The sequence below is a fragment of the Pedobacter sp. MC2016-15 genome, assembly GCF_026239695.1.
Classification (GTDB): domain Bacteria; phylum Bacteroidota; class Bacteroidia; order Sphingobacteriales; family Sphingobacteriaceae; genus Pedobacter.
This window is the reverse complement of the sequence record NZ_JAPIVS010000003.1, coordinates 710,479-728,431: the sequence shown is the minus strand read 5'-3', so window position 1 is coordinate 728,431 and position 17,953 is coordinate 710,479. Positions and strand designations below refer to the sequence as shown.

Genomic DNA, 17,953 nt, shown 5'->3' with positions numbered 1-17,953 from the left:
GTGAAAAACGAGGATTTTAAGAAACATAGAGGCGAATATCTGAACGAGCTGGTCCGTAAAAAAGGGATCAAGATTAATGTATTGACGGAAGCGGCCGGCTTCGACAGGTCTACATTTTATAACCATATCAAAAAATCCGATCTTTCATTTGGTATCCTCATTAAATATGGGAAGATACTCAATTATGATTTTGCAGAGGCCTTCCCTGAGATGGATCCACACCGGAAACAACGCACAGAGCCTTCCATGAGCTATGACGAGCTGGAGCTTGACAGAGACAACTGGAAAGAAAAATATTTCCAGGTTGCCGAACTGTATCACCAGTGCATGCGACAACAAAAGAAATAAGTGGCTACACAGATTCTCTCTTCGCTGCCGGATTAATCACCAAAATGGCGAGCTGGGTCAGTTGTGTATCTGCATGTTTTTCATCCGACAGACATCTTTCCAGCAATACCTGGGCATTGTCCTCTTCGATCTCTTCCAGCAGGGAGATCAAACTTCCGTAACAGGCAATTTTGTAATGGCCAATAAGTTGCACAGCGTAGATGATGGCGGTATCGCGCAGCGCAGTACCAGTTTCTACGGTCTTAACGATATCGGCTGATTTGTCGCTCAGCAGCTCAATGATCTTGCATTTCCCCTCTCCGGGGACAAGTGTAAGGTGTTTAAACACCTGCTCCAGTCGCTCAATGTGTTTTTCAGACTCCTGCGACTGCGATAGCAGGGCGGTTTGAAGTTCAACCGTATAAGCCGCAATTGATAACGCTGCCGCACATTTTACAAATTTTTTCTCCGCATTATACAGATCCTGTAAACATGCTGTAAAAAATTCAAACAATCCCCCCTCTTTCAATTGACCTGCCATAAATTTTGAATTTGATGAACAATGCAATGCGTAACATCGTACAAACAAATGGACAGGATAAAAGTTTAGCTTAACAAATAAGCGTACCTTTATCACATTAAAAAACCATCATGGCAGTATTACATAAAAAAGAAGAGAAGATAGCAGTTGTACTCAGTAAGCTTCCGACAGATTATACCGATAAACAGTTTGTAGAGAAATTTATAGAATTATATTCTAAAGACTGGGGAAAGATCAAGGCGAATTATATCAAGCAATCACAGGACAAAGAGCCTGGTACAGTGATCAATATGCCAAAACCAGAATTGTATTTGAAAAGCATTCTGACCGTTTATCTGGAAAACGCAAAAAAATAATTTGTCAGACGTATAATAAACTGATGATATCAGCGTCTTTATATGGAGAGCGTTAATTTAGATGACGGGGATAGGTCTTAGGCTTATCCCCGTTTCTTTTTATCTATCATTGTAATACTCAGCTGTTAAATCAGCTCATTCTCCACCAAAAACTCTCTCACCACCTGAAAATCGAGGAATATATGATCCGCATCGGCGAGTTTATTATGATCATCGGTATTAGCTTGTACGGCGAAACAAGTGAGGCCGGCTGCTTTAGCGGCACGGAGTCCATTTAAGGTATCTTCGAAAACCAGGCATTCTGATTTCTGCAATCCAAGTTTTTCTACTGCCAGGTTATATGATTCGGGATCAGGCTTGCTATTGGTTACATCGCTCCTGGTGACCAGGAAATCAAAGTATTGATCAAGACCGTTCTTTTTGAACATTTCATCTACATCAGGTCTTTTACTTGCAGTCACCAGCACCATCTGAAGTCCCCTGCTCTTAAAGAAATCAAGGGTTTCCTGTACAAAGGGCATCAGATTAATGACACTGGTTCTCAAGCGCTCTACCGTTAAGTTTTCCTTACGTGAGATGAGCAATTCCAGTGGGGATTCAATGTGGTAAAGTTCCTTCAGCCTTGCCGCATTTCCAGGCAATGGAATACCGGCATAGTTTTTCAGGAAGTCGGTATATTCCAGCTGAATATTAGATTCTGCAAGGAGTTCGTTCCAGGTATTAAAATGAAAATGTTCTGAGTCTACGAGAGTACCGTCAAGATCGAAAAGTAGTGCTTTAAATTTTGTCATCGCTACAAAGTAAAAAAAAATGAGGGTTCCCCCTCATTCATCGTGTATATTTTACACCAGGCTGATTCAGCAATACAGTTCTGCTGTATCCTGCAGCTTTGGCTGGTTGCTATTTCTGTTTAATCCAGGCAACAATATCATTGATCAGGGTTTCTGATACACTTGCGGCCTGTTGATACTGTAGGACGGAGCCCTTTTCAAGTTGTGAGCTGAGCAAATGATTCAGATCGGGGTATAATTTCAGGGTCACATTACTTTTTTTACCCAGAGCAGTTTTCCATGCTTCAAAATCGGCCGTTCCCACCTGAAAATCATGTGCTCCCTGGAAAATCAGCATGCGTTTATTTAATTTTTTCGCAGTCTCTACCTGATTGTAGTTATTCAGGTCCACCCAGTAAGACACGGGAATACCCAGGATTGATGAGTCAGGTTTCATGCTGCCTATCTGAGTAATCCTGCTTTTTTCCACTTCTTTCAAGGCATCTGTAAGTTGTTTTTTGACAATTTGAGAGGTGTCTTTTGACAAATCATATAAGTATTGACTTTGCTCAGCCATCAGATCGGCAAATTTCCGGGCCGGAGCGGCTGCCAGGATCAGTCCTTTCAGCGATGGAGCCAGGGTAGCTATCTTCGGGGCAAGCATTCCGCCGAGACTGTGACCAAAGAGGTAAATCTCTTTTTTGTCTATTCCCGGCAAGGTTGAGGCAAGGGCTACTGCTGCCACTGCATCATCTACGGTCTCTTCCTTCACGGTAAATACACCCCCAAATTCTCCTGAGTAAATCATGGTGCGTTTGACGTATCTGATACTGGCTATCCCTTTGGCAGCCAAACCTGCTGCAAGATCTTTAAAAGGTTTATTAGGGCCAACCGTCTCGTCCATGTCGCTTGGACCTGAACCGTGTACCAAAACGACAATGGGATAATTTGTGGCCTTCTTTGGGGTAGTCAGCATCCCTACGAGACTATGCCCCGGAGTGGTCACATATATTTCTTTGGAACTGTATAAGGTAGTATCTGCGTATGCAGGATTAAGATAGGTAGCTGCCGTAGATTTTGGTTTGAGGAAAAAGCCTACAATCTTTTCCGTTTTATCAAAGCCCATAATAAAGGACTCCGTATCATTGGCAAATTTAGCATCTATGATCACGCTGAAGTATTCACCCTGATTTTTTCCCTGTACCGCTGCTGCAGATTCAAATTTGCCGTAACGCTTATTGAGTTCTGTCCATAGTTTTTCCAATTCGGTAGCAGGAACCTTGGCTTGCATATTGGTATCAAAAAATGCCTGGGCTTCTGTGAATTTCTGCTGACTCAACAGGTCAAAGAAATCATTTGCACGGCCAAAGAGACTGATCATCCCCTGCGAAAATGATGCTGTAGTAAGGAACATCAAAAAAAATAGTAGCGTAACTTTCTTCATATGGATCATTGCTAAATTATATAGCTTTGACCAAAGTTAATATTAATTCATTCAGATAAAATTGTTGTAAGGAGATTCTGCGAAAAATATGCAGCGGAGAAGAGAATTAGGATTGGTATAAAAAAAAGAAAGGGTTGATCCATCCAGACTCATCCCTATTCTAACCAAATATAAACCTGTATGAACGGGTTTTCTCTTAAATTCCTAGTTACTAAAATGTTTTAGCAACTTATCGGAAGTGTTTTTCTTTTGTTGTTGATACAAATATACAAACTATTTAATAGTGTACAAACTACACTATAGATTTTTTTTCAAAAAAACATTTCCATGACGAATAAAAAGTTCAGAAATGTCGAAAAACACGCTCAGAATGCTTGAAATCGCGTTTTATTTTTCTTTATCTACTAATAATTTTTTTTTGACATCTTCTGCAGTTCCATCAAAAGGACCAGAAGATTCTATTTTTAAACTTGCCATTGCCGCACCAAACTCCCCGGCTTCCTGAATACCTGCTCCTTTTACGCGTTGGTAGAGGTATCCTGCAATATAGGTATCGCCACAGCCTGTAGCATCAATTTCTGCAGCGGGCTGATAAGCGGGGATATCATAAAATTTCCCATCGGCATAAATCACTGAACCCAGACTTGCCAGCGTAACGACAACTTCCTTTACCCCCCAGCTCGCCAGTTCCCTGGCGCCCTCTTCAATGCCTTTGATGCCGGTCAGGATTTCCAGCTCTGCGTCATCAGCTTTAACAGTATGTACATATTTAAGGGCCTCTTTTTTCTCAAACCAGTCCACAGCACATACACGCTGGCCGCTCACCTCACGCAGATAACCCTGAACATCCAGCGAGACTTTGCCCCGCTCTGAAAGATCTTTGATCAGTTCTACGGGAATATCATTCGCGAGCAGTGGCCCCAAATGGAAGATTTTTGCCTGGATATCACGCAGCTGTTCTACAGAAAAGGGGTCTGATTCCTGTAATACACGTTGTGTACGGTGATCCAGGTTTGCAGAGTAGATGTTCTCAAAATAAACGGTTTTAGCACTCGGGAATACAATCACCTCAGTGCCCATGTTACGCAGATCGTCGACAAAAGGCATCTCAGTTTCTGCAATCGCCGTTACCAGTCCGTATGCTACATCCATCTGGCGCAAGGCGTTTGAAAAGTAAAACGAAGTGCCCCCGGCCATGTGTTTTTCAGCCGTGCTGGTTACTATCCTGTCTAATGTAATATGCCCTATGCAACAAATATCGTACATCTATCCTTATTTATAGTTTAACAGCTGAATATGAGAGCTGATTTGCAAAGGTAGATAATACCTGCTTTATCACAAGTTTTATCTGAACAGGTCGAAACTATGACTGGCATCAGACCAGAATTCGTCGAGCGCTATGATTCTGGGTTTGAAAAAGGAAATCAGGGCCGCCCAGTCTTCTTCTTTGAAAATACTGACACCTTCCAGTGTCTTACTGATACGGCTGACTGTCTTATAATTTTCATCTGTTAGATGCAATTGCCAATCCCAGTCTTCATTCAGGTAGGAACTCAGTAATTTTCTGAAGGCGCTAAACTGTTCGAAGATCAATTCCTGCATACCCGGATCGGGATGTGACAGCTCAATAGCAATACTGGCAGAACGGTGATCAGCCTGCATTTTGAAATGCAGGTGTCTGATGCCGGTCTTGTAATTTATCCAGTTGACTTTTAAACCCTCAGCGGAGGGATGAGGAGCGATATATTGTCCAAATGTGGTCCAGAATGCCTCTTTTAACTTAGAAGCCTGTTCCTTAGAATACATAACTGCTTACTTTTTATGGTAATGATTTTCAAGAAACTCTACTTTGGAATCTTTGAAGCTGGTTACCGGACCCAGGGTATACATCAGGCGGATATAACACCAGGCCAGGTCAAACTGATGCGGCAGAAAACCCGTTCTTGCACTTACAGGATACAAATGGTGGTTATTGTGCCACTCTCCGGCCACATAACCAGGCCACAGCTGATTGATAGACATATCCTCACGGTTGAAATCACAATTGTCCCTGCGCATGTCTTTTCCTTTTCCGTGACCCTCATAGTTAAAGGTCCTCACGCCTACTGCCCAGACACCTGCAGCCCCAAATACCGCACATACCATTGGGAAACCACCAATCAAAAAGAATACAGCTGCCCAGAAGCCCCAGTTGAGCATCCATGAAAGCACAGTTCTGTAAGGGTTGGCGATAGATCCCCATTTCTGATACTGAGTATAGGTGTTTGGCGTAATCCCCGTATTGACCATGAGTTTCACCGCACGCTGATAGTCGGCTTCAGAGAGGTCCTTTGCAATCGGCTGGTGATTTACATCTGCGAGAAAGCAGTACAAAAATCCTCCCGAAGCATTATATGGATCTCCCGGCATGTCAGATTTCTCGTGGTGTACGTGATGAGAAACCACATAAATCTCTTCAGGGATCATGGATATCGTCAGGTTCTGCGTAAAAAAGCGCCAGAACTTATTTCTGAATGTATAAGCGTTATGGGTACAATATCTGTGATGCCAGATTGTTCCATGTGTACCCATGATGATCATACTGTAAACAAATGCTACAGCAAGCAATCCCCAGCTAAAATACTGAAAGATGAAAAGCATGAGAAAAGGTACTGATATCAGTACTTTAGACCAGCTGTAAAAGGGCAGCCAGTTCTTCTTGTTATTAAAGATATTCAGTCTGCTAAAAAACTCGGTAAAGATCTGTTTAGGAGTAGGTTTAGAGAGATTACCATTGGTATCTGCCCAACCGTATGCCGGAGGATCTAATACCACATTTAGGAATGTCATATTAATGCAATTATTTAAGTCTGTAAAGTACGTTACATTTTTGGCATTTCAGCAACTATTTGGATTAAATGTGAATACATATAATGTTATTTCGGAAATTCAACCCTGAATGCTAGTATTATTTTAAACATATACCTACTTTCGTCCTTTTATTTGAATTTGTTGAAGACAGCGGTCTTCCAGCAAAAAATCACGAAGCATATACAAGATGAGTAATACAACAAACCGTAAGCGGGACGCATTAGATTATCACTCGAATGGCAGACCAGGTAAAATAGAGGTGGTGCCATCCAAACCTACCAATTCACAACGAGATTTAGCACTAGCCTATTCGCCCGGAGTTGCAGAACCATGTATGGAGATCTACAGAAATCCTGAAGATGTATATAAGTATACAGCTAAAGGAAATCTGGTTGCCGTCATCAGTAACGGTACAGCGGTTCTTGGTTTAGGAAATATCGGTCCTGCAGCGAGCAAGCCGGTAATGGAAGGTAAAGGACTGCTGTTCAAAATATTTGCAGACATTGATGTGTTCGACCTGGAAGTAAATGCTGCCAGTGTTGACGAGTTTATCACGGTAGTAAAAGCATTGGAACCTACATTCGGTGGGGTCAACCTTGAAGATATTGCGGCGCCGATGTGCTTTGAGATCGAAAGACGCCTGAAGGAGGAGATGAATATCCCTGTAATGCATGACGATCAGCATGGAACGGCGATTATCACCAGTGCAGCGCTGATGAATGCCTGTGAACTGCAGGGTAAAAAGCTGGAGAAAATTAAACTGGTTGTCAGCGGTGCCGGCGCTGCTGCCGTATCATGCATCAAATTATACCTGAAATTAGGGGTTAAAAAAGAAAACATGCTGGTCTTTGATAAAGACGGCATTGTAAATATTGACCGTACCGACCTTGACCCTATCCGTATGGATTTCGCGACCTCAAGGAAAGATATCACCACCATGGCGCAGGCCATGAAAGGTGCAGACGTATTCCTGGGACTTTCTGCAGCAAATGTAGTGTCTGCAGAGATGGTTCAGTCGATGGCCAGAAACCCAATCGTATTTGCGCTGGCAAATCCTGATCCGGAAATCGCGTACGACGTGGCGATCAACTGCCGTAAGGACATCATCATGGCTACAGGGCGTTCTGACTTCCCTAACCAGGTGAACAATGTACTGGGCTTCCCTTACATCTTCCGTGGTGCGCTCGACGTAAGGGCAACATCCATCAACGAAGAGATGAAGATTGCAGCAGTAAAAGCTATTGCTCAACTTACAAAACTCCCTGTTCCGGAAATTGTAAACCTGGCTTATAAAGCTAAAAACCTGAAATTCGGTAAAGATTATATCATTCCAAAACCGATCGACTCCAGGCTGATCAGCATCGTTTCTTCGGCTGTGGCAAAGGCTGCAATCGACTCTGGCGTAGCACGTAAAACGATTACAGACTGGGCTGCCTATGAGGAAGAGCTGCGTCTGAGACTGGGTGCTGATGATAAGATCCTGAGAAACCTGGCCAACAAAGCCAAATCTGCCCCTAAGCGTATTGTGTTTGCGGAAGCGGATAACTACAAGATCTTAAAAGCTGCCCAGATTGTGAAGGATGAAGGTATCGCTACACCAATCCTGCTGGGAAGTGTAACACGCATCCAGCAGATTATCATTGAACATGGTATTGAATTGGGAGATATAGAAATTATTGATCCATGGCAGGGAACTGAAGATTCTGAGAAATTTGCAGAACATCTGTACCAGAGACGTCAGAGACGCGGTATTACTTTATACGAAGCCAGAAAGCTGGTACGCGACCGTAACTATTATGGAGCGAGCATGATTCAGTTTGGTGCGGCAGATGCGCTGATCTCTGGATTGACCAAGAATTATAAGTCGACCCTAAAACCTGCCCTGCAGGTAATCGGTACCAAACCAGGTGTGAAAAAGATCGCTGGTATGTACCTGATGCTGACTAAAAAAGGTCCTGTATTTTTGGGAGATACTACGGTAAACCCTGATCCTACAGCGCAGGACATGGTGGATATTACTGCGATGATCCATGAAACGGTAAAAGGTTTCAACGTAACACCAAGGGTAGCGCTGTTATCTTACTCTAACTTCGGTTCCAATAACGGAACTGTTCCGGAGAAAACAAGGACTGCTACAGCATTGCTGAAAGAAAAATATCCTACGATGATTGTTGACGGCGAGATGCAGGCTAACTTTGCCATGAACAGTGAGCTGTTACAGGGCAACTATGAGTTCTCTACCCTGAAAGGTAGTCCGGCAAACACGTTGATCTTCCCTAATCTGGAATCTGGAAACATCGCCTACAAGTTACTGCAGGAACTGGGAAATGTGGAAGCTGTTGGACCAATCCTGATCGGTTTGGATAAACCTGTACACGTTTTGCAGATGGACAGTTCTGTGCGTGAGATTGTAAATATGGTGACTATTGCTGTGGTTGATGCCCAGCTTTACAGTGCTCCAAAGAAAAAATAGAAATTTTGCAGCGGCCTCTATCCGATAAAGAGGTCGCTGCTTAAATACCTGTCTCCTCTGTCGCATGCGATAAAGACGATCAGTCCCGAGGAAAGTTCTGCAGCAAGTTTCAGGGAACATGCCAATGCTCCGCCGCTGCTCATACCGGCAAATATACCTTCAGTTCTGGCCATCTCGCGGGCAAAACGTGATGCCTCCTCCTGAGATACATCCATCGTGCGATCTACCCTTCTTGCATCAAAAATCTTTGGCAGATAAGCTTCAGGCCATCTTCTGATACCAGGAATAGACGATTCTTCAGTTGGCTGGCACCCTATAATCTGGATCTCCGGGTTTTGTTCTTTCAGGAACATGGAATTTCCCATGATGCTTCCGGTAGTACCCATAGAGCTGACGAAATGTGTGATCTGCTGATCAGTATCTCTCCAGATTTCCGGACCTGTAGTTTTATAGTGAGCGAGGTAATTATCTTTATTGGCAAACTGATCCAGCAGGAAATATCCTGGCTGTGCACCTTTTTCTTCAGCATAATCACGGCATACTTCTATAGACTCCAGCAAAGTTACTTTTGCGCCATAGGCCTCCATGGTTAATGTACGTTCCCTGGTAGAATTTGAGGGCATCACCAGCTCGATGTCCAATCCATAAATACCGGCAATCATCGCTAATGCGATTCCAGTGTTGCCGCTGGTGGCTTCAATCAGTTTTGAACCTTTGGTGATTTCTCCACGTTCCATTGCACTGCGGATCATATTCAATGCCGCTCTGTCTTTGACACTTCCGCCAGGGTTATTCCCTTCCAGCTTGGCAAAGATCTTTACCGCAGGATTGGGATTTAACTTCTGTATTTCCACCAATGGGGTATTGCCGATGCAGTCTATAATGTTTCCCATGTCTAATTCTTGTTTTTTGTTTCTATTACTTTCATGGCCGACTGATGATAAACAGTTGAGTCGGGCAGCACACTTTTAGTCAGCCATACGTTACCGCCGATGATACTGTTTTCACCGATAAAGGTATCGCCCCCGAGAATCGTAGCCCCGGAATAAATGATCACATGATTACCGATCGTGGGGTGTCTTTTGGTATTGGCCATAAATTTATCCACACTGAGCGCACCCAGGGTAACTCCCTGGTAGAGTTTCACATGATCACCAATCACGGTTGTTTCACCGATCACGATCCCGGTGCCATGATCGATAAACAGATACTCGCCGATGACTGCCCCGGGATGGATGTCAATTCCGGTTACGGAATGGGCATATTCTGTAAGTATCCTTGGAATAAGGGGAATGCCCAGTTTAAGGAGATGGTGGGCAATCCTGTAAAAGGATACCGCCAGAAAACCGGGATAACTCCTGATGATCTCAAACTCACTCTGCGCCGCAGGATCGCCCTCAAGTGTGGCCCTGATGTCGGTATTCATCTTCCGGTATAACTCAGGAAGGTCCTTGTAGAACGTTGCGGCAACCTTCTCAATACTACAGTTGCTGCAGGCCTTTGTGGTATGCAGAATACCCAGCAGCTCCTGCTGTGAGACGCCGAACAGTTCTTCGATCTGCGTCAGGCTATATTCCCTTGCGGCGAGCCGCTCCGGGTAAACTAAATTCAACAGGTTCACCGCCCAGTCGGATATTACTTTATTTGAAGGAATCAGCTCCAGCTGGTTTTGTTTTGTATAGATATGGCGGTAAAATTCTTCGTTCATTGTGTTGGGGTAAATACCTTATTGTGCTGGCTGGTTAACCAGGGTAATCTGGGCCGTGGTAGCAGGCAAATTAATATGATTAGTGCTCACTGTTTCTACCAGCTTTTGGTAGTTTGCGTGATAAACCGGCCAAAAGTTAGCATTTTCGATCCATGCTCTGATGATCAGCTCTACCCCCTTTTCATTGAGGGCGCCTACCAGCACAGCCGGTTTAGGCTCTTCGAGTATCAGTTTATCATGAGCTAATATAGCAAGAATTGCTTGACGGGCATCGTCTATATTGGTATCATATGCAACATTTAACCGGTATTCTGCCTGACGTGTCTGGTTGTCTGATACATTGTTGATGACCGCATTTGCCAGAGGACCGTTTGGGGCGTAGATCGTCGTGCCGTTTCCAGCTTTCAGGGTTGTATATAAAATATCTATTTTCAGCACCGTTCCGGAAACATTGTTGTTGGATGTGATAAAATGGCCTACCCTGAACGGTTTAAACAGCAGGATGAGCACGCCACCGGCAAAATTGGAAAGGCTTCCCTGTAAGGCAAGGCCCACAGCCAGCCCCGCAGCTCCCAGCACGGCTACAAAGGAACTGGTCTGGATACCGATCATCGAAGCACAGGAAATGATCAGCAATACATAAAGTACCACATTGATGATACTGATCAGGAACTCACTTAATGAAACATCGATGCTGTTTCTATGAAAGCGCCTGTGCAAAAAGCGGATAAAGCGTTTAATAAACCAAATCCCGGCAAGGAGGATAAAAAGAGCCAGGAAAAAATTAGGCAGCTGATCAATGAGCCTGGCAATAAACTGATCTGCGTATACTTGAAACTTATTCATCTTTATGAGTCGAAATTGGCCTTTAAAAGGGGCTGTTAAGATTTTTTAAAGATACAGATCTATTTTTTTGTTCAAAATGAATGGTGTAATCCCTTTGTCAAGGAATACAGCTCAGGCATTGAATTCAACTTCAAAGGATGTCCCGGGGTTGAGTACATAAAAGAACAGTCTGTCCTTTCTGACTGCCGATTCATCAATCCTTGCCCAGTCGAACTCCAGTACCGTCAGATCAGAGGGCACCTCTGTCATGCCGCTCTTGAAAATCATCTCCCTTTCCGAAAACAAAGGAATAAACTCCCTGCCATTCCTCACAAAGGTTTGGAAATTCAGCACATTACTCATGGGATCAAAATCTTTGAACAAAGAGGTCACCTTTGCGGTTCTCACCTGGAACAACAGATGGCTCCGGTATGCTTCGGGATCAAACCACTGGTTCATGATCGCCATATTTAGTGGCAGCGATCGGTTTTTGATATAAAAGGGAAAGTTGCTGCTTTCTATAAATTCGAAAAACTCCGGTTGAACAGCCGTAGAGGTAAAAAAAATCTCCCTGTTCGGAAGAAAGGTCTGCCTCACGATATCGGTCATGGTCTGTATTTCTTCTGCCATGCCCTGGTGTTCAATAGCCAGATACAGATCGTCCTTTTCCTGTTGTTCATTATAGAGCAGACCAAAGTAAGCTTTTTCTATAGCAGGGTTTGCCGCAAGCACCCTGACCAGATTGTCGATGTAACTTTTGTTCGAAACCATTACTACTAATATACTAAACTTACTTTTAAGATTCAATATACTCCCATGCGCTGCTCCAGGACTCATGTTTTTCAGCATAGCTGATAAAATCTGAGTAGAAGGCTGATCGCGACAGGGTTGCACTGTCCCCGATTACCACGAGTTTCTTCCTGGCACGGGTCATCGCTACATTCATCCTCCTGATGTCTGCGAGGAAACCTATCGTTCCTTCGGTATTGCTTCGCGTCAGACTGATGTATACGATATCGCGCTCCTGGCCCTGAAAACTATCGATCGTATTTACACTTATTTTATCGGCATACAATTGTAATTCTGATGAGTTAAGGAGTAAATCTTTGAGTATGTACACCTGTTGTTTATAGGGTGAGATGATCGCTACCGATGGAAAATCGGAATATGAATCACTTTTTGCGATCTGCTCTACCAGCAGTGTAAGGTGCCGGATCAGAAATACGGCTTCTTCAGGATTAGTTGTGCTCGTACCCTCGCTCTTTTCGTCAAAGCCACAGCCGGCAGTATCAATAAAAGCAAGAGGTGCCTCGCCCTCAAATATAACCCGGGTCGCTACGGAAGGGTGCGCAATCAGTTTTCCTTCATAGAATACCTGTGAAGAATAGCCCATGATCTGTTCATTCATGCGGTATTGCTCCTCCAGCAGTGTTACAGCTTCCGGATGTGCAGCCACACATTTTTCGAGCAAGGTAGTGCTCAGCCCATTACGCGCTGCAACAGTTGATTTGATGGTGGGCGGAAGCTGGCAATGGTCTCCGGCAAATATGACCTTTTTTGCTTTGAGCAAGGGTATCCAGCAGGCGGGTTCAAGCGCCTGCCCCGCCTCGTCGATCACCACAGTGTGAAACTGACGCCCCCTCACTGTATGATGATTGGAGCCCACCAGCGTGGCGGTGATCACCTGCGCCTTGTCGACCAGGTCATCAATGATATATTCTTCGGTATTACCCACTTCCTTCATGATTTTGTAGGCTTCATTGAACAAAGCTTTTCGCTGTTCCTGTTCGGCTCGTCCAAAATCACGTTTGTACTTATGGGCCATCTTTTTATACTCGTTGGCCTGCTTCTTCAGGTTTTTAAGCTCCTTCATGCTGTGGTGTTCAGCCATTTTATTATCCAGTGTCAGCGCTGTTAAGCGCTCAGATACACGTGCAGGATTTCCTACCCTCAGCACATTCAGTCCCTCATCAGCCAGTTTCTCACTGAGCAGGTCCACTGCCGTATTACTTGGGGCAACCACCAGAATCTGCTGATGGTCTCTCTTGATCAGCGCCTTAATTGCCTGCACAAGGGTGGTAGTCTTACCGGTACCGGGAGGGCCATGAACGATGGCAAGCTCATTGGCAGAAAGGATCTGATCAACGGCCTGCTGTTGTCTGGTATTGAGTGCCGGTATCGCATAGGTAAAGGTATCGGGATGGAACGTGGGCGAAGCAAGTCCGGTCAGGATCCTCGGGAGCTGCCCATCTTCTTTATGCTCCACACGCGCCGCGGCAGTTTTAAGTGCCTGCTGCATTTCATCATAACTATTGTTGTCAAACAGCACATCCACTCCCAGTTTGCCGTCGCGCGCCCAGTCGGGCAGTTCATCTGTGCGAAGGGTAATCTTCAGTTTATTTCCAGCGGAGTGTGAAATCACCCCCTCCACACGGTCAGTTTTGGGATCATGATTGGAAAACAGCACCGCAGCGGCACCAAAGCGAAGCTGATGATTGATATCCTGATGCGTGGTGCGTTCCAGTTCTACCGTAAGATAATCTCCCCTGCTCATTTCGGAGCCCCGTATAGCGATCGGGTACCAGGTTAATCCATTTGCCCGGCGTTCTGCAACGGTTGCGGATTCAGTAAGTTTCAGGTAGGCGTTCTGGTCTTCTTCTTTCTCTGTTTTCAGCAGATCCAGAAGCTGTTTGAAATATTCCATTTCTGCAAAGGTAGCGCTTTAGCGCAAGATCAGAGTGAGTCTCGAAGCGTTAAATAAAACGGCACCTCCACCTGTTCCCTGGAATTTCTGAGAATCAGGTCTGCAGCGATACGTCCCATCTTCTGAAAATCAGTAGAAATTGTAGTAATCCCATTTAGGATAATCTTTTTCCAGGGGGTTTCATTATAGGAGATCAGCCCTACCTGTTTACCAATTTTAAAATTGAGCATCTTGATTCTTTCTATCAGCGTTACCAGGTCATCTTCCATCAGGTTGATAAACACCTCTCCTTCACTGATCGGTTCATGAGCCACATCATTCACAACTTTTTGTATAAAGCCATACTGATCACAGAATTTACTGAAACCTTTTTTGATTTCTTCAGGAAAATACGTTTGTTCAGGAAAAATCAACTTGAGTGTATGGTACTTATGCAGGGGATCAAGCGCTTTTTCCAGTGCCTGGAAGATATCTTTTTCAAAATTCTCATAAGCTGAGCCAAATTCCCCTTCAATTCCGGGAATCATTTTGTCCATCAGGATCAGCTTGCTTTTGGGGATGGTATTTAAGATTTCATACTCATCCACACTGGCTTCAATGAAATGAGGGATGATCACATAATGGGAATATTGCTCATTTTTGGTAGTCAGTAGCTCCTTAAACAAGGAAAAATCGTTGTTATAGATATAAAAATCGATAGCTACATGCTCGCCAATGGCATCTACAAAAGCATCGTAAATGATCTTCTTGTGGTTGCTGAGCTTGTTGAACATCAGGCAAATTTTCAGCTTCTGATGGTAGTCCTCATTCAGTACATAATAACCTTTACCTGGAATAGATCCTAGTATGCCCAGATTTTTAAGGTGTTTATAGCCCTTTTCTGCGGTGTCACGCGAGATTTCAAGTTCATAACTCACCTCATTGATGGAGGGCAGGGTGTCATTTTTCTTTAACTTGCCCAGTTCAATAGCGGTTAAAACAGACTTGGTTATTTGTAAATATTTAGGGATGGCAGAGTACCCGTCAACTTGTATATAGTTGAAAAAATCATTTAGTTTCATCTGCTGGTGTTATAATTGGTTGCCTGTTCAAAGTACAAAGTTTAGCTAAATCGGAATAGCTAAACTTTGCACAAAGTACGCAAACGATTGCGTAAACCAAATATCACCCTAATTGTAACCTGTAATCTGCACAGGACCGATCAGTCCTGATGGCATAGGCTCCCATACAGAAGCATCGAAGGGTTTGTAATTAATATTGACGAAGTTGATTTCATGATAATTTCTCCAGGGCATATGATGCTGATCCATATACCTGATCCTGTTTGCCATCAGGTTGGCTACCTCAATTTTAATAGTGTTTTTACCTGGCCTCAGCAACTTGCCTATCCTTGCCCGGAAAGGGATACTCCAGATGAATCCGGCATCCCTGCCATTTACCCATACATGCGCGCTTTCATTGACCTTGCCCAGATCAAGCACATATTCCCGCTGTAGCTTTTGCGGCAACATGAACGTATTGGAATACACTCCGCTACCCGAAAATGCAGTAGTTAAAGAGTCATTCAGTGCAGTCCAGGACACCAGTTTGTCCAGGTGTTTATCTGCCGGTAAAGCAGGTCCTCCCTGCGTAAAATGCAGGTTCCAGTCCTTATCCAGTCGTAATGCCTTTGCAGGTTGAGAAAGATAAACCCATGATTTATCTGCTTTTTTTGTCCCTGATTGGAGGAACAGCGTTTCACCCGGCTGCAGGCAAACCTTCACCCAGGTTCTGCCCTCCTTATCTTGTGTAAGGGCCTGACCATAATCCCCGCTCTGAGGATCCAGAATGGTGATAGTCTTAGCCTTTGCCTGCAATGGAATCCATTCATCAATAGTTTTCGCCGTATGGTTCACCAGGAAATAATATTTGCCCTCGTTTAATTTCCGGCGGATAAACTTCAATCCTGTGCGGCTCAGTTGTTCTCCTTCAATTTTTTTGAACTGCAGTGCCTGATGTAAATCCCTTGCCTGCAGCAGCTGACCGGCTCCGTAGGTATTCCCCATCAGCCCAGTGCTCAGGGATTTTAATCCCATACCGGCAATCAGGCTTTTAAATGCTGCCCTGTTCTGCTCCAGGTTGCTCCAGCCGGGAACATCTTCAGGCAGCTCCTGAAAGATCACCGTTGCTCCATTTTTTGCCAGTGCCAGGATATCCTCCAGTGTTTTCAGTGGCATATAGCGGGCCGCAGGCACAATGAGCGTCTGATAGGGACTGGCCTGTGCTGAGGTCAGCAGTTGGCCCCGACTTGCTTTTGCCTTCGCCAGTATGTGGTCGGATGCAAAATCAAAGGAATACCCCAGTTCCGCCAGTTTCAGGCTCTGCCTGTAAAATTCTGTCGGGTAGAGCCATTCATCCACATCGTGAACCTTCATCGGCATATCCAGCCCCTTCGGGCTGGCCCATGCATCATAAACCGGCCAGTAGATCAGCAGTTCATTGTCAGACTTGCCCGCCTGCAGGAGCGACTGGCAACGGCTGAAGTAATCGTCCATGCCCTTCAGATGTGGCCAGAGACTATTTGCGGGTACCATGTTCGCGGAGGCGTAAAAAAGCCATCCCGGAAAAGGGATATCGGGCGGTGAAAAGGTCGTACCGTGATAAAAAATGTGGTTGATGCCCGACAGGAACAACTGCTCTGCTTCGGGTTTTGCCTGTGAAAAGGAGGTTTTAAAATGCTCTGTCAGCCAGGTAAAGGTTTCTGAAGATACCAGTGTCTTTCCACCGGTATGTGCCGCAGAGCTGGCAAACTTGCTCATCATCGGATCGGGATCTACATTGCGGATATCCGCTTTGTCGCGCCTCAGTCCGGGAATATCGAAATGGCTGGAGCCAAAAGTTTCCGTTTCGGGAATATCCACCGTGGCATAGAGGTCTAAAAGGTTTCCCGGAGAACCGTGGCTCTGGTTTTTGGTTTTACTCTTGTAGCGGTGTGCCCATTCCGTCCAGTTCTGAGTGAAGTTTTCCAGCAGCAGCTGGTTCATTGTTTCCCGGTAATCAGATTTCAGCCTGCCGCTTTCGGTGCTGGTAGAATCTTTACCTGTGAGTTCTCTGATATGGCTGCTGAGATTATATCCCTTTAACCTTTTGAATTCTTTGAGGAAGGCAGGACTCCAGTTGGCTCCGTACACCTCATAACTATCATTAAAAAAAGACCGGATTCCCGGTGATTTTCCAGCAAAAGCCTGATCAAATCTTTTCAGATATACATCTACAGAGGCCTTGTCCAGATGATCCAGGGTATAACCTGCACCTGCCGGCGCGGCTCTTTTCACCTGCTGCAGGGTCCTGCCAGAAAATATGGCATAAATTTCTGCATCAGCAGCTGCCGGAGACCAGTTCAGATGTCCTGTAGCGTCTACCTGATCGAAGAGGTTGAAAACTTCTCCATCCGTGGCATAGGCAGTTACGGCCTGCAGGACAGCACCTGCTTTCTTTTGTTTTTCGTCCTGTACCAGCAGAGGTTCCGACAGGCTTTGCCCTTTAGGAATAGTATAACGCTGGACTACCAGTTTCGACGCAGCAAATTCCGGGGTGATTTGTGGTCCCCCAAAGGGCCAGCCTGTGCCAGTATTCATATCCACCCCCATATCCAGTGCCGCTGCCTTTTTCACCGTAAAATTCAGCATGCTTATCCATTTGGGCGACAGGAAATCGATATACCGGTCCTCAAAACCTTTTGCTCCATATATTGGGGTAATCTCTACTCCTCCTATTCCCGCTGCAGCATAGGCAGCAAGTGCAGCTGAAAGATTTTTTTCATCCACCGCATTTCCCATCCACCACCATCTGGTCCAGGGCCGCATTTGCTGCTCTACCTTTGGCCAGGGGCTGGTTGCTTGTTTTTTTACTTGTCCTTCCACGCTGACTGTAGCAGCGAGCAAAGACAATATCATCAGGGTTTTCCTCATTTTAT

The 17,953-nt window shown here is 44.8% G+C and carries 16 protein-coding genes; 3 read left to right on the top strand and 13 right to left on the bottom strand.

Annotation, left to right across the window (positions count from 1 at the left end):
- On the top strand, positions 1–348 hold the full coding sequence (locus OQY15_RS12090) for a hypothetical protein (protein WP_265792014.1): 348 nt from the start codon (positions 1–3) through the stop codon (positions 346–348).
- Positions 349–352: 4 nt separating this feature from the next.
- Here the strand turns inward: OQY15_RS12090 and OQY15_RS12085 are convergent, their stop codons facing one another.
- Positions 353–868: a DUF892 family protein gene (locus OQY15_RS12085; protein WP_265792013.1), complete on the bottom strand. Its 516-nt coding sequence runs from the start codon at positions 866–868 to the stop codon at positions 353–355.
- Between the two features lie 110 nt (positions 869–978).
- Here OQY15_RS12085 and OQY15_RS12080 point away from each other — a divergent pair, with 110 nt between their 5' ends.
- Positions 979–1,224, top strand: a complete 246-nt coding sequence (locus tag OQY15_RS12080; RefSeq protein ID WP_265792012.1) for a hypothetical protein — start codon at positions 979–981, stop codon at positions 1,222–1,224.
- Between the two features lie 125 nt (positions 1,225–1,349).
- On the opposite strand, the gene OQY15_RS12075 is transcribed toward OQY15_RS12080, so the two are convergent.
- The 5 genes from OQY15_RS12075 to OQY15_RS12055 all read right to left on the bottom strand — a co-directional run bounded on the left by OQY15_RS12075 (position 1,350) and on the right by OQY15_RS12055 (position 6,267).
- Positions 1,350–2,015, bottom strand: a complete 666-nt coding sequence (locus OQY15_RS12075) for an HAD family phosphatase (protein WP_265792011.1) — start codon at positions 2,013–2,015, stop codon at positions 1,350–1,352.
- A 109-nt stretch (positions 2,016–2,124) separates the two neighbouring features.
- Complete coding sequence (locus OQY15_RS12070) at positions 2,125–3,438, bottom strand: alpha/beta fold hydrolase (RefSeq protein ID WP_265792010.1); 1,314 nt, start codon at positions 3,436–3,438, stop codon at positions 2,125–2,127.
- A 387-nt stretch (positions 3,439–3,825) separates the two neighbouring features.
- Complete coding sequence (locus OQY15_RS12065; protein WP_265792009.1) at positions 3,826–4,704, bottom strand: PfkB family carbohydrate kinase; 879 nt, start codon at positions 4,702–4,704, stop codon at positions 3,826–3,828.
- A gap of 78 nt (positions 4,705–4,782) precedes the next feature.
- Positions 4,783–5,244, bottom strand: a complete 462-nt coding sequence (locus OQY15_RS12060; RefSeq protein WP_265792008.1) for a DUF4268 domain-containing protein — start codon at positions 5,242–5,244, stop codon at positions 4,783–4,785.
- Positions 5,245–5,250: 6 nt separating this feature from the next.
- Positions 5,251–6,267: a fatty acid desaturase gene (locus tag OQY15_RS12055; protein ID WP_265792007.1), complete on the bottom strand. Its 1,017-nt coding sequence runs from the start codon at positions 6,265–6,267 to the stop codon at positions 5,251–5,253.
- Positions 6,268–6,475: 208 nt separating this feature from the next.
- Between OQY15_RS12055 and OQY15_RS12050 the strand changes: the two genes are divergently transcribed.
- Positions 6,476–8,761 (top strand): NADP-dependent malic enzyme, encoded by a 2,286-nt coding sequence (locus tag OQY15_RS12050; RefSeq protein WP_265792006.1) that lies wholly within the window; start codon positions 6,476–6,478, stop codon positions 8,759–8,761.
- A gap of 17 nt (positions 8,762–8,778) precedes the next feature.
- Here OQY15_RS12050 and cysM read toward each other — a convergent pair whose 3' ends face one another.
- The 7 genes from cysM to OQY15_RS12015 form a co-directional block, all read right to left on the bottom strand.
- Positions 8,779–9,654 carry a cysteine synthase CysM gene (cysM, locus tag OQY15_RS12045; protein ID WP_265792005.1) on the bottom strand — a complete coding sequence of 292 codons (876 nt, stop codon included), beginning with the start codon at positions 9,652–9,654 and terminating at the stop codon, positions 8,779–8,781.
- Positions 9,655–9,656: 2 nt separating this feature from the next.
- Positions 9,657–10,469 carry a serine O-acetyltransferase EpsC gene (epsC, locus tag OQY15_RS12040; protein WP_265792004.1) on the bottom strand — a complete coding sequence of 271 codons (813 nt, stop codon included), beginning with the start codon at positions 10,467–10,469 and terminating at the stop codon, positions 9,657–9,659.
- A gap of 18 nt (positions 10,470–10,487) precedes the next feature.
- A complete protein-coding gene (locus tag OQY15_RS12035) occupies positions 10,488–11,315 on the bottom strand; it encodes a mechanosensitive ion channel domain-containing protein (RefSeq protein WP_265792000.1) in 828 nt (275 codons plus the stop codon).
- 111 nt (positions 11,316–11,426) lie between these two features.
- Positions 11,427–12,065 carry a hypothetical protein gene (locus OQY15_RS12030; protein WP_265791998.1) on the bottom strand — a complete coding sequence of 213 codons (639 nt, stop codon included), beginning with the start codon at positions 12,063–12,065 and terminating at the stop codon, positions 11,427–11,429.
- A gap of 25 nt (positions 12,066–12,090) precedes the next feature.
- A complete protein-coding gene (locus tag OQY15_RS12025; protein ID WP_265791995.1) occupies positions 12,091–13,998 on the bottom strand; it encodes an AAA domain-containing protein in 1,908 nt (635 codons plus the stop codon).
- Between the two features lie 29 nt (positions 13,999–14,027).
- Positions 14,028–15,059 carry a GntR family transcriptional regulator gene (locus tag OQY15_RS12020; RefSeq protein WP_265791993.1) on the bottom strand — a complete coding sequence of 344 codons (1,032 nt, stop codon included), beginning with the start codon at positions 15,057–15,059 and terminating at the stop codon, positions 14,028–14,030.
- A gap of 108 nt (positions 15,060–15,167) precedes the next feature.
- Positions 15,168–17,948, bottom strand: a complete 2,781-nt coding sequence (locus tag OQY15_RS12015; protein ID WP_265791991.1) for a glycosyl hydrolase — start codon at positions 17,946–17,948, stop codon at positions 15,168–15,170.
- Positions 17,949–17,953: the final 5 nt, after the last annotated feature.